This window comes from Methylotenera mobilis JLW8 (assembly GCF_000023705.1).
Taxonomy (GTDB): Bacteria; Pseudomonadota; Gammaproteobacteria; order Burkholderiales; family Methylophilaceae; genus Methylotenera; species Methylotenera mobilis.
In genome coordinates, this window is record NC_012968.1 from 1,260,812 (window position 1) to 1,272,990 (window position 12,179).

Genomic DNA, 12,179 nt, shown 5'->3' on the forward strand with positions numbered 1-12,179 from the left:
TTTGAGTGAGCTTCAGCGAGGCGGCTCTGTGAGTTGTTCGCTAGTGCGCCCAAAACGGCGCTCACGTTGCTGATAAGATTGAATTGCCGCTTTAAATGCAGCTTCATTAAAGTCTGGCCACAATGTGTCTGTGAAATAGAGTTCGGTATAAGCTAATTGCCACAACAGAAAATTGCTGATGCGTTTTTCACCGCCGGTGCGTATAAATAAATCTGGCTCAGGCGCATAGTTCATCGACAAATAAGGCGTAAGATGGGCTTCATCGTAAGCGCCAGACAGTTCAGGTTGAGCCTTTTGCATTTTATTCACGGCTTGCAGCACATCCCAGCGGCCACCGTAGTTAGCGGCAATCGTTAACACCAAACCTGTGTTGTTTGCTGTCAGCTGTTCTGATGCTTCAATCTTTTCAATGAGACTGCTATCAAAACGGCTACGGTCGCCAATCATGATGAGCTTAATGTTGTTCTGATGCAGCTTATTCACTTCACGCTTAAGCGCTTCCATGAATAAGGACATCAAGAAAGACACCTCTTCTGGTGGGCGGCGCCAGTTTTCACTACTGAAAGCAAATAAAGTGAGATACTCCACTTTAAGTTCAATACATTGCTTTACTATGTCACGTACGGTTTCTACACCGCGTTTATGACCGGCGATACGTGGTAAAAATCGCTTGCGCGCCCAACGTCCATTACCATCCATGATCACCGCGACATGCTTAGGCACCTCGGCAACCGGAGGTACACGCTGTGTAGCACTTGAGAATAAAGCCAATTAACGCCCCAAGTGCACAAGGAAATTGCAGTTAATATATGTCAATGCATTCACCATATATGCGATTAAACTGCCATCAAGTCTGCTTCTTTTACTTGCAACATTTTATCAACTTCAGCAACCGCTTTGTCTGTTGATTTTTGCACCTCATCTTGTGCACGACGCTCGTCATCTTCTGAGATAGCTTTATCTTTCACCAGTTTTTTAAGGGCATCATTCGCGTCACGGCGTACGTTGCGGATAGCTACTTTAGCGCCCTCACCTTCTGTACGCACGATTTTAGTTAAATCGCGACGACGCTCTTCAGTCAACATCGGCATTGGCACGCGAATCAAGTCGCCATTGGTTGCTGGATTTAAGCCTAAATCACTGTCACGAATCGCTTTTTCTACTTTAGCGATCATGTTTTTCTCATAAGGTTGTACGTTGATGGTACGTGCATCGCCCAAGTTAACGTTGGCAACCTGATTCACCGCTACCATAGAGCCGTAATACTCAACCATCACGTGATCTAATAAACCAACGTGTGCACGGCCAGTACGAACTTTAGCCAAGTCATTTTTTAACGCCTCTAATGACTTCTGCATTTTTAGGTCGGCATTTTTTTTCACATCTTCTAACATTTATTTCTCCAACTCAGCTTAAACGCTTCAAGCTGATTTATTTATCAATTTTTACTCTGTAATCAATGTTACATCTATAAAAGTTGCCATATGTGTACTGAGCTACATATGGCAATTAGTCTATTACGGCAATACCATCGTACCTTCGTCTTCACCCATGATCACTTTTTTCAGTGCACCTTGCTTAAAGATGCTGAACACAGAGATAGGTAGTTTCTGGTCGCGACATAAGGTTAATGCAGTAGCGTCCATTACTTTCAGGTTTTTAGTGATAGCCTCATCAAAACTGATGGTTTTGTAGCGCATCGCTTCAGGGTTGGTTTTCGGGTCATCCGTGTAAACACCGTCAACCTTGGTCGCTTTAATGACGATTTCGGCATTAATTTCCATGCCGCGTAGTGCAGCAGCAGTATCAGTGGTAAAGAATGGGTTGCCGGTACCTGCACCAAAAATTACAACACGCCCTTCTTCCAGGTAGCGAATCGCTTTACCACGGATATACGGCTCAGCTACTTGCTCAATGCTTAATGCAGATTGCACGCGCGCATTAAGGCCAATATTTTTCATTGCATCTTGTAATGCCATCGCGTTCATCACAGTTGCCAACATACCCATGTAGTCAGCGGTTGCTCTATCCATACCCTCTGCGGCCGGTGCTACGCCACGAAAGATATTGCCACCACCAATGACCACTGCAACTTGCACGCCTAAATCTACTACTTCTTTGACTTCACTCACAATTCTAGTGATGGTTGCGCGGTTGATGCCGTAAGCATCATCGCCCATTAAGGCCTCGCCAGAAAGTTTAAGTAAAATGCGCTTATAAGCTGGTGCAGACACGAGGACTCCTCAAATTTTAAGTTTGCTTATTTAAGCATAAAATAACGGTCTTAGGCACAAAATTAACCCACAGAAACGCAATTTGCATGCTTATTTTTATTAAAAAAATGGACTAAGCAAACTGCTTAATCCATTTTAATTTTCAAAGGCTGTTAGCCTTATCGTTAATTACACTTTAGCTGCTGCCGCAACCTCTGCTGCGTAATCAACAACAGCTTTTTCAATGCCTTCACCAACGGTGTACATTGTGAAAGAAGCGACCGTTGCACCTTTTGATTTAAGCAATTGCTCAATCGTGAATTTGTCGTCTTTAACAAACACTTGGCTTAATAGCGTAACTTCTTTCAAGAATTTTTGCACAGTACCATCTGCAATTTTTTCTAACATTGCTTCAGGCTTACCAGCTTCTTTTGCTTTTTCGATAGCTACGCGACGCTCAGCTTCGATCAGACTTGCATCAATACCAGAAGCATCTAATGATTTTGGTTTTGCTGCAGCAATGTGCATCGCAATATCTTTAGCTAAAGCGTCATCACCACCAACGATGTCAACTAAAACACCGATACGGCTACCGTGAACATAGCTTGTTAATTTACCTTGAACTGCTGGGCGAACGAAACGACGTGGCGTGATGTTCTCACCAATTTTACCAACCAATTGTGCACGAGTTTCTTCAGCTGTTGAACCGCTCATTGCAAGTGCACCAACTTCAGCGATGTCGCTTGCAGCACTAGCAGCAATCACGCCAGCTAATTCGTTTACATATTTCAAGAAGTCTTCGTTTTTAGCACAGAAGTCTGTTTCAGAGTTAACTTCAACCATCGCGCCAGATTTACCATCAGCACTGATGCTGATACCAACAGTACCTTCAGCAGCAACACGGCCAGCAGCTTTACTTGCTTTGTTACCAAAACGTACGCGCAAGATTTCTTCTGCACGTGTCATATCGCCTTCAGCTTCGGTCAATGCTTTTTTACAGTCCATCATAGGCGCATCGGTGCGCTCACGTAATTCTTTTACCATGCTTGCGGTAATTTCAGCCATTTTAAGCTCCTTAATATTCACAACTTGCATTAAAAATGCAAATTAATAGTTTGATTTGGTTGTATTTTTTTATATTTAAACTGTCAAAATCAAAAAGGGGCCTGAAGCCCCTTTTTTAAGCAGAGATAATTATTCTGCAGCAGTCTCAGCAGCTTCTTCGCTAGCTGATTTAACAATTTCAGTAATTACTGAGCTACGACCTTCCAATACCGCATCAGCGATACCACGAGCGTACAAGCGAATTGCACGGCTAGAGTCATCGTTACCAGGAATTACGTAAGCAACACCGTCTGGTGAGTTGTTTGTATCAACAACACCAATCACTGGAATGCCTAATTTAGCAGCTTCAGTAATCGCACCACTTTCATGGCCAACGTCAATGATGAAAATCGCGTCTGGCAAGCCACCCATTTCTTTAATGCCACCGATAGAACGCTCTAGTTTTTCAACTTCACGTTTGTAGCCTAGTGCTTCTTTTTTACCGAACTTGTCCAAGCTACCGTCTTGCAACATTACTTCAAAATCTTGCAAGCGTTTGATAGATTGTTTAACAGTTTTAAAGTTAGTTAACATACCGCCTAACCAACGGTGGTTTACATAAGCACAACCAGCACGAGTCGCTTCTTCTTTAACGATGTCACGAGCTTGGCGTTTTGTACCTACGAATAAAATACGACCCTTGTTTGCAGCCAATGTACGCACGTGTTTAAGTGCATCTTCAAACATTGGCAATGTTTTTTCAAGGTTTACAATATGAATTTTGTTGCGGTCACCGAAAATGAACGGTGCCATTTTTGGGTTCCAGTAACGAGTTTGATGGCCGAAGTGAACTCCAGCTTCCAGCATTTGACGCATGGTAACAGACATGTTAAATCTCTCTTCTAAAGGGTTATCAATTCACACAACACCAGAAACACCCAGATACAAATCCAAGCACCCTAGAATGGGTTGTATGTAAATTAGTCACTCACCAATTAATGGCGAATGTTTTTGCAAGAAAATGCAAAGGCGGGATAATAACACCAAGTGGCTGAGTTTGCTAGACTTTAGTTGGTATTTTTTAAAGCTCACAATGTTTTAATCATGTGCATTGTTTTTAAGATTGCGGTGCATCAGGCACACCCACTACACGCATCACCCTATCCACATCCAAGCGTAATAGCTCAGCTATATCGCGGTAATCGTCCGGCAGTGCTGCATCATCCCAGCCGTTAGCTGAGTGCCTTGCCAAATTGACCGCAAGCGTAACGTTCTTGACGCGCTGTTCGCCTGAGGCACCGTCTTGCATCAACTTGCCCAGCAGCGGTGGTAATTGAAAAACTTCCACCAATTGCACTTGTAAGTCATGCAGAATAAAGCCCAACACCTCCTGCTGCACCGCCTTGCTGCGCAAGGTTTTGTCAGCAGCTTGAAAATTATGAATATGATTCATCTTTTCTGGAGCATAACACCACATCAACATCTCTGATAAGTCGTGCAACAATGCAGCTATCAGCACCTCCTCTGCATGCAAGTCATTTAAATGCGCAGCCCATTCAACGGCGAAGTTGGCGGCCCGATGTGCGCGTTTAATCAGCTTGAGCAGCTGCATGAGCGCTGTTAAGTTGGTTTTTAGCGCATCTTCAACTAGTGGTACAGGGGGGATGTTTCTAAAAAAAGTACCGGTACCCATCATCATGATGGCCTGCTCGACTTGCGCCAGATCTTGCAGCTGACTGCGCGATTTGTGCTTTTGGGCGTAACTTAACACTTTGAAAACCATCATCGGGTCATTCAGCACCACATTAGTGATGGCTCGCGCGCTCAGATTGTCTTCGTCTTCTTTCAGGCGCCCGATTTCGCGTGCAGTTTGCTTTAGCACAGGAATTTCTGCGGTTCTTAGAAAATTCACCCACGCATTTAAATCTCTTGCTGCCAAGTCTACCGGTATCGCTGCCATGCGCCAATCTCCTTTTTCTTGGCTATATTACATGTTAGATTTTCAATCTGAAACAAAATCTATAAAAAATTAAAGGCTATTGATCGGTGGTCTCTGTAATCCGCTCAAAATATAAACCTCACTATGTGGTGTAAAATACTCATAGCTTGCAAATTGATAGATGCCGCATTGCGTATGCGTAGATATGCTATGATAAAATGACACATTAGCAACATTCAACAAAACTCATGGCAATCTCAATTAAAAATCAACAAGATATTGAAAAGATGCGCATCGCAGGCAGGCTAGCCTCTGAAGTGCTGGATTTCATCACCCCCTATGTAGTGCATGGCGTAACAACGGAAGCGCTAGATAAGCTGTGTCATGACTATATCGTAGATGTGCAGAAGGCAATCCCAGCACCATTAAATTACGCACCGGATGGGCATAAGCCGTACCCGAAATCAATTTGCACTTCTATTAACCAGCAGATTTGTCACGGTGTGCCGAGTGATAAAGTCCTCAAAAATGGTGACATTGTCAACATTGATATTACCGTGATCAAAGATGGCTACCACGGCGATACTAGCCGTATGTTTCATGTGGGTGAAACCTCAATACAAGCAAAGCGCCTGTGCGATATCACTTATCAAGCCATGTGGCTAGGTATCAACAAAGTGAAGCCTGGCGCAACATTGGGTGATATCGGTTTTGCCATACAAACGTTTGCCGAGAAAAGCGGTTATAGCGTTGTGCGCGAGTTTTGTGGCCATGGTATAGGCACTGTGTTTCATGAAGAGCCACAAGTGCTGCACTATGGCAGACCTGGCGCCGGGCTTAAGCTGCAAGCCGGCATGATGTTTACGATTGAACCCATGATTAATGCAGGCAAGCGTGATATTAAGCAAATGCCGGACGGCTGGACTATCGTGACTAAAGATCGTAGCTTATCTGCACAGTGGGAACACACCATTTTAGTGACGGATACAGGCTATGAAGTGATGACGCTGTCGGCAGGCTCACCGCCACCACCAGCTTTTATTACCAATTCATCAAGTACTTAATGCCAGATTGATCAGTGAACGATGGTGCAGTATGCAACTAGATAACAAGATAGAATCCATCGAAGTTTCAAAAGAAAGAATTGCTTTTTTACGTGCTAACTTAAAAAAGCAATTCTTGGCATTAAAAGAAGATTTTAATCTTCAACCCAACACCACTCGCCTATTTAAACAGCATTGCAAATTTATTGACCATCTGCTTATAGAACTTTGGTCAGATTTACATATTGATCCAGCCTGCTGCCTTATTGCTGTTGGTGGCTATGGTCGTGGTGAACTTTACCCCTACTCCGATATTGACCTGTTAGTTTTAATTCCAAACGAGCCACAAGAAAATCGTGCGTTAAACCAAAGCATTGAAAATCTGATTGGACTCATGTGGGACTTGGGTTTGAACATTGGACACAGTGTGCGCAATCTGGATGAGTGCATCACCGAAGCGCAAAAAGACATCACGGTGCAAACCAATGTGCTTGAATCACGTTTGCTAACGGGTAGCGGCAATATGTACCAAGACTTTTTGGCAAGCATTGCCAAGAATCTCAGCCCAATTGACTTTTTGAAGGCAAAGCTACAAGAGCAGGAGTTACGTCACTCGAAGTTTAACGACACCGCATACAACTTGGAGCCTAACCTCAAAGAAAGCCCTGGCGGCTTGCGTGATTTACACATGATCATCTGGATAGCGCGCAGCTTGCAGGTTAAAAACCAGCAGCTTTCAGCAGCTAACCCTTGGTCCGCGCTAGCAAAAGAGCAAATTATCTCAGTGGCGGAAGCAAGGCGTATTCGTCACCATGAAAAAAAGTTACAGCTACTACGTACCCACTTACATTTTCTAAGTAGCCGGCGTGAAGACCGCCTGCTGTTTGACTTTCAAAACGATTTAGCAGCGACATTAGGTTACACTAATACACCGCGTAGGCGAGCCAGTGAGCAACTGATGCAAAGCTATTACCGAAGCGTAAAGTTCATTGAGTTGATGAACGAGATTGTGCTGAAGTTATTAGAGGAAATTATTGTCGCTACGCCGCCTGCCATCCGCGTCCTTAATGAGCAGTTTGAAGCGCGTAATGACTTGCTGGAGGCAAGAACCGCAAACTTGCTGCAACAACATCCTGCCGCAATCTTTGAAGCCTTCTTGCTGCTACAGCAACACCCTGAACTATCAGGCATGGGCGCCACACTACTGCGCACTCTGCAGCGCGTTAAACCATTGGTCAATAAAGACTTTAGACATAACGCTAACAATAAAAAGACCTTTATCGACATACTTTCCCAGCCCAGTGGCGTTAATCGTGCGCTACGTGCCATGAACCGCTATGGGATACTGGGCAGTTATATTCCGGCTTTTGGTAAGATTGTCGGCCAAATGCAGCATGATTTGTTTCATGTCTATACCGTAGACGAGCATATTCTGAATGTATTGGCGAATTTGCGCCGCTTTGCCAAACCTGAGCTCAAGCATGAGTTTCCGCTTTGTAGTCAGATATTCGCAGAGTTCGATGCGCCACATTTGCTTTATATAGCTGCATTATTCCACGATATTGCCAAAGGACGTGGCGGTGATCACTCCACACTGGGCACGGTAGATGCGTTTAAATTCTGTAAGTTACACCATTTATCTAAAGCAGATTGTGCATTAGTTGCGTGGTTAGTAGCAGCGCATTTGAAAATGTCATCCGTTGCCCAAAAAACCGATCTATCAGACCCTAGTGTGATTGAATCATTTGCGGACTTTGTAGAGAATAAACGTAGGTTAAATGCTTTATATCTACTAACCGTGGCTGACATTCGCGGAACCAGTCCGGTAGTATGGAACGCATGGAAAGCTAGGTTGTTGGAATGCCTGTATTCTGCCACCAATCATGCGCTGTCAGACCCAAGCTTCCATGCCAAACAAACTATACAGCGCCGAGTTAAAGAGGCGGCAGAAAAGCTGAGCAGATTTGGCTTAAGCGAACACGCTTACGAGCCACTTTGGATACAGTTTGGCGAGCACTATTTTGTGCGCCATGAAAGCGATGAAATTGCATGGCATAGCCGCTTATTAACGCCTCACCTCTATAGCGAGAACCCTATCGTGCGTGCAAGGCTCAGCCCGCATGGCGATGGCATTCAGGTCATGATTTATATCAAAGACAAGAATGACTTATTTGCAAGAATCTGCAACTTCTTTGACCGCATGGGTTATGGCATTGTTGAAGCCAAAATCTTCACCACCCAACATAATTACGCGTTAAATAGCTTCATTATTTTGGATCAATCGGGCAAGTCTGTGAGTTACAGTGGTTTGTTGAAGTTTATTGAGTTGGAGCTGGCTAACCAACTCAACGACCACTATCAGCTAGAGTCGCCGCTGAAAGGTCGCGTTAGTCGCCAAGTGAAGCACATGCCAATTCAGGCACAAATCACCATTATCAAAGAAGTGGAAAATAATAACCACCGGTTAGATATTATTGCCAATGACAGACCAGGCTTGCTCGCTACGCTAGCGCAGCAGCTCTTGAAATACAACATCAAGCTACACAACGCGAAAATCAATACGCTAGGCAACCGCGCTGAAGATACGTTTTTAATCTCCGACCAAAATGGCGAGTGTCTTGATTTTAATCGTATCAACGCATTACAAATGGCCTTGCTTGATGAAATTTAAGCTAAGGGACGGTTACGCTCCCTAACCAAGCTGATAGTGTTTTCTAAGTGGCTTTTTAACATGCCAAACACAAGACAATCCTGCTGGGAAAGTCACTAAGTCACCTACGGTAAAGCTTACGGGCTCGCCATCCGCTGGCTGCACGGTCACCTCACCTTCTAAGATATAGGCAATTTCCTGTGTGCTAAAGCGCCAAGGGAACTGTGATACCTCTTTTGACCAAGTCGGCCAACTTTTTACACCTAAAGATGCCAGCTGGTCAGCACTAGGTTTTTCTACGATGATTTTACTCATTCCAAACTCCTTAGCAATAAAAAAAGCCCCGACGAATCGAGGCTTTATTTTAAGCTTTATTCACTAAATTGCAATTATGAATGCTTGTAGTGTTTTTTCAGTTGTTTAGTTACTTCCCAGTTTGATTTCAAACCTTTAGGGAACACAACGAAATCACCAGCCTTGATCACAACAGTTTCGCCACCTTGTGGTGTTACGTGGATTTCACCTTCAAGCACGTATGCGCTTTCAGTTGCTGAATCAAAGTTAAGTGGGAATTTAGAAGGAGCGCAATCCCAGATAGACCAGCTTGATACGCCTAATTGTTTCAATTTCTCTTCTGATGGGTTGTGATCTACGATGATTTGAGTCATGTTCATTCCTAGGATAATGTGATGATACTAACGTTTAAAAAACAAAGCCGCTTAACTGTAAATTTAAGCGGCTTAAAATTCTTGGCGGAAGAGGTGAGATTCGAACTCACGGTGGGCTTGCACCCACGACAGTTTTCAAGACTGTAGCATTAAACCGCTCTGCCACTCTTCCATCTAAATCGTTACTTGCGTTACGAGGTCAGCATTATAACAACAAATTAATCATCTTGAACATCCTGATTTGGAAAAAAAACATCAGAATATCCAAAATCTTTTAAATCTCTTATCCGCATCGGATATAAAACACCATCTAAGTGATCACACTCATGCTGAACCACTCGTGCATGAAAGCCGCTGACTAATCTATCGACTTTATTGCCGTACTGATCAAACCCTGTGTAGTGCAATTTCAGATGACGCGGCACTATACCTCGCATTCCGGGAACTGACAAGCACCCTTCCCAATCATTTTCAATTTTATCGCCAATTAATGTTAATTTAGGGTTGATGAGCACAGTATAAGGTACCGCATCGGCATCCGGATAGCGCGGATTAACAGCTGCTGGCTCTTTCTGCCCAAAAATAACCACCCTAAGACTTACGCCAATTTGCGGAGCAGCGATGCCTGCCCCGTTCATATGTTGCATAGTATCTTCTAAATCTTGAATGAGCTGATGCAATTCGGCAGTATTAAATTGCGCCACAGGTTCAGCTTTTGCCAGCAAGCATGGCTCGCCCATTCTCAATACAGCTCCAATTGCCATAAAATTACCTTAAATCTTATACAAATATTATCAGTGGGATGCGCTATTGTTAGTGATGCCCATTTTGCTTAACCAACTGCGCAATAATATTGCGCACACGTACCATGGTGAGATTTAAATTAGAGATGACTTCCTCATATTTAATTTCATGTAAATTATCGCCACGGCCAGCTGCGTAATTGGCCACAGGGCAAATCGTTGCATAGCTAATACCTAATTCACGCGCCAGTGCCGCTTCTGGCATACCAGTCATGCCGACGACGGTTGCACCATCGCGCTCCAGACGGTTAATTTCAGCAGCCGTTTCCAGTCTAGGGCCTTGCGTAGCAGCGTACACACCGTGATCAACTACTTCTTCACCTACTGCAATTGCAGCATTTTTCCACTTTTCGCGTAAGGTTTGGCAATATGGCTCGGTAAAATCAATATGTTTCACAGGGTTGCTAATGCCATCATGGAAAGTTGTTTTCCTGCCGTAGGTGTAATCAATGATTTGGTGCGGAATCACAATCTTGCCGGCAGACAAATCCGGATGTATACCCCCTACCGTTGCAATGGCCGCAATTTCTGTGACCCCTTGCAAGTGTAGTGCGGCAATATTGGCGCGGTAATTCACCTCATGCGGTGGAATGGTATGCCCGTTGCCGTGACGCGCTAAAAAGATGACCTCACGTCCAGAAATCTCACCGAAGATCAGTGGTTGCGACGGCTCACCATAAGGGGTTCGTACAATTAAACGCCTATTAATATTTAAGTTGTCCAGTTGGGTTAGACCGGTGCCGCCAATAATTGCTAACATAATCGCTTTCTATATAAATACGTTTTCATTCTAACAAAGCTTTAATTATTTACTTAAAAATTTTACCGCCTCGTAAAACAAATGCCCATTAGAAATAGCGACCGTTGTCATCAAAAATGATTTGATTTTGTGGCATACTCACGCCATGGTAAATTTTTGCGCAAAGTCTAGCGATATGTCTGTAGCCGTGGCCCAGCAAAGCCTCGACTTAGCCAGCCGCCATTATGAAAACTTTCCTGTTGCTTCATGCTTTTTGCCTGAAAGTTTGCGGGAGCCAATTGCCTTAATTTACAGCTTTGCAAGGCAAGCGGATGATTTTGCCGATGAGGGTGATCTGACTATTGAGCAGCGGCTAAATTTGATTACTGGCTTTCGTGATGAGCTTGATTTGTTGCAGGCCTACATCAAGCCACAGTCTGCTTTTTTTATGACTCTTGGTCAAATGATTCGAGAGAGAAAATTACCCCTTGTCCCATTTTACGACTTGTTAGATGCATTCAGCCAAGATGTAACTAAAACGCGCTACGCCGATTACGAAGATGTGCTTGATTACTGTGCACGCTCTGCAAACCCCATCGGCAGCCTCTTATTGCATTTGTATCACCAAGCAACCCCTGAAAATATTACATATTCCAATCATATTTGTTCTGCATTACAACTGATTAACTTCCTGCAGGACATTGCCATTGATTTTAAGAAAAACGAAGGTAAACAGCGCATTTACTTATGCCAGGATGAAATGGCGGCTTTTGGTATCACCGAGCAAACAATTGGCGCCTATGTGCATGCAAAGCAGCCGATTGATGACTACTGGCAGCAGTTTATGCATTTTAATTTACGCCGCGTCCATGCCCTGCTTAACTCAGGCAAGCCATTAGGAAAAATCTTAAGGGGACGTATTGGTTTTGAAATGCGCATGGTCATTGCTGGCGGCGAACGCATTATTCATAAAATTAGCGCAGTGAATGGCGACGTATTTAACCGCAGACCCAAACTCAATTATTGGGACTGGGCTATTGTTTTCTCCAAAGCATTGCTTAAGCTATAAATATTAACCAC

13 protein-coding genes and 1 tRNA gene are annotated in these 12,179 nt (G+C 43.9%); 3 read left to right on the forward strand and 11 right to left on the reverse strand.

What is annotated here, in order from left to right; genetic code table 11:
* Positions 1-12: 12 nt before the first annotated feature.
* The 6 genes from MMOL_RS05900 to MMOL_RS05925 all read right to left on the reverse strand — a co-directional run bounded on the left by MMOL_RS05900 (position 13) and on the right by MMOL_RS05925 (position 5,217).
* Complete coding sequence (locus tag MMOL_RS05900) at positions 13-771, reverse strand: isoprenyl transferase (protein WP_015832105.1); 759 nt, start codon at positions 769-771, stop codon at positions 13-15.
* 65 nt (positions 772-836) lie between these two features.
* Positions 837-1,394 carry a ribosome recycling factor gene (gene frr / locus MMOL_RS05905; protein ID WP_015832106.1) on the reverse strand — a complete coding sequence of 186 codons (558 nt, stop codon included), beginning with the start codon at positions 1,392-1,394 and terminating at the stop codon, positions 837-839.
* Positions 1,395-1,517: 123 nt separating this feature from the next.
* On the reverse strand, positions 1,518-2,234 hold the full coding sequence (gene pyrH, locus MMOL_RS05910) for a UMP kinase (protein WP_015832107.1): 717 nt from the start codon (positions 2,232-2,234) through the stop codon (positions 1,518-1,520).
* Positions 2,235-2,402: 168 nt separating this feature from the next.
* The gene (tsf, locus tag MMOL_RS05915) at positions 2,403-3,278 is read right to left on the reverse strand and encodes a translation elongation factor Ts (protein WP_015832108.1); all 876 of its coding nucleotides are present in this window, start codon (positions 3,276-3,278) and stop codon (positions 2,403-2,405) included.
* 129 nt (positions 3,279-3,407) lie between these two features.
* The gene (gene rpsB, locus MMOL_RS05920) at positions 3,408-4,145 is read right to left on the reverse strand and encodes a 30S ribosomal protein S2 (protein WP_015832109.1); all 738 of its coding nucleotides are present in this window, start codon (positions 4,143-4,145) and stop codon (positions 3,408-3,410) included.
* A 229-nt stretch (positions 4,146-4,374) separates the two neighbouring features.
* Positions 4,375-5,217: an HDOD domain-containing protein gene (locus MMOL_RS05925; protein WP_015832110.1), complete on the reverse strand. Its 843-nt coding sequence runs from the start codon at positions 5,215-5,217 to the stop codon at positions 4,375-4,377.
* A gap of 227 nt (positions 5,218-5,444) precedes the next feature.
* Between MMOL_RS05925 and map the strand changes: the two genes are divergently transcribed.
* Entirely contained in the window at positions 5,445-6,260 is an 816-nt protein-coding gene (gene map / locus MMOL_RS05930; protein ID WP_015832111.1) for a type I methionyl aminopeptidase, read from the forward strand.
* Positions 6,261-6,291: 31 nt separating this feature from the next.
* Positions 6,292-8,910: a [protein-PII] uridylyltransferase gene (locus MMOL_RS05935; RefSeq protein WP_015832112.1), complete on the forward strand. Its 2,619-nt coding sequence runs from the start codon at positions 6,292-6,294 to the stop codon at positions 8,908-8,910.
* A gap of 21 nt (positions 8,911-8,931) precedes the next feature.
* Here MMOL_RS05935 and MMOL_RS05940 read toward each other — a convergent pair whose 3' ends face one another.
* The 5 genes from MMOL_RS05940 to MMOL_RS05960 form a co-directional block, all read right to left on the reverse strand.
* On the reverse strand, positions 8,932-9,204 hold the full coding sequence (locus MMOL_RS05940; RefSeq protein ID WP_015832113.1) for a cupin domain-containing protein: 273 nt from the start codon (positions 9,202-9,204) through the stop codon (positions 8,932-8,934).
* Between the two features lie 74 nt (positions 9,205-9,278).
* On the reverse strand, positions 9,279-9,557 hold the full coding sequence (locus MMOL_RS05945) for a cupin domain-containing protein (protein ID WP_015832114.1): 279 nt from the start codon (positions 9,555-9,557) through the stop codon (positions 9,279-9,281).
* An 82-nt stretch (positions 9,558-9,639) separates the two neighbouring features.
* Positions 9,640-9,729: transfer RNA gene (locus MMOL_RS05950), tRNA-Ser, on the reverse strand.
* A 46-nt stretch (positions 9,730-9,775) separates the two neighbouring features.
* On the reverse strand, positions 9,776-10,321 hold the full coding sequence (def, locus tag MMOL_RS05955) for a peptide deformylase (protein ID WP_015832115.1): 546 nt from the start codon (positions 10,319-10,321) through the stop codon (positions 9,776-9,778).
* Between the two features lie 49 nt (positions 10,322-10,370).
* Positions 10,371-11,120, reverse strand: a complete 750-nt coding sequence (locus MMOL_RS05960; RefSeq protein ID WP_015832116.1) for an S-methyl-5'-thioinosine phosphorylase — start codon at positions 11,118-11,120, stop codon at positions 10,371-10,373.
* 175 nt (positions 11,121-11,295) lie between these two features.
* Here MMOL_RS05960 and hpnC point away from each other — a divergent pair, with 175 nt between their 5' ends.
* A complete protein-coding gene (hpnC, locus tag MMOL_RS05965) occupies positions 11,296-12,168 on the forward strand; it encodes a squalene synthase HpnC (protein WP_015832117.1) in 873 nt (290 codons plus the stop codon).
* Positions 12,169-12,179: the final 11 nt, after the last annotated feature.

Coding starts and splice junctions, on each gene's coding strand:
- tsf (WP_015832108.1), bottom strand. CDS start 3,278: ATGGCTGAAATTACCGCAAGCATGGTAAAAGAATTACGTGAGCGCACC.
- map (WP_015832111.1), top strand. CDS start 5,445: ATGGCAATCTCAATTAAAAATCAACAAGATATTGAAAAGATGCGCATC.
- MMOL_RS05960 (WP_015832116.1), bottom strand. CDS start 11,120: ATGTTAGCAATTATTGGCGGCACCGGTCTAACCCAACTGGACAACTTA.
- MMOL_RS05935 (WP_015832112.1), top strand. CDS start 6,292: ATGCAACTAGATAACAAGATAGAATCCATCGAAGTTTCAAAAGAAAGA.
- MMOL_RS05925 (WP_015832110.1), bottom strand. CDS start 5,217: ATGGCAGCGATACCGGTAGACTTGGCAGCAAGAGATTTAAATGCGTGG.
- MMOL_RS05945 (WP_015832114.1), bottom strand. CDS start 9,557: ATGACTCAAATCATCGTAGATCACAACCCATCAGAAGAGAAATTGAAA.
- frr (WP_015832106.1), bottom strand. CDS start 1,394: ATGTTAGAAGATGTGAAAAAAAATGCCGACCTAAAAATGCAGAAGTCA.
- def (WP_015832115.1), bottom strand. CDS start 10,321: ATGGCAATTGGAGCTGTATTGAGAATGGGCGAGCCATGCTTGCTGGCA.
- rpsB (WP_015832109.1), bottom strand. CDS start 4,145: ATGTCTGTTACCATGCGTCAAATGCTGGAAGCTGGAGTTCACTTCGGC.
- hpnC (WP_015832117.1), top strand. CDS start 11,296: ATGTCTGTAGCCGTGGCCCAGCAAAGCCTCGACTTAGCCAGCCGCCAT.
- MMOL_RS05940 (WP_015832113.1), bottom strand. CDS start 9,204: ATGAGTAAAATCATCGTAGAAAAACCTAGTGCTGACCAGCTGGCATCT.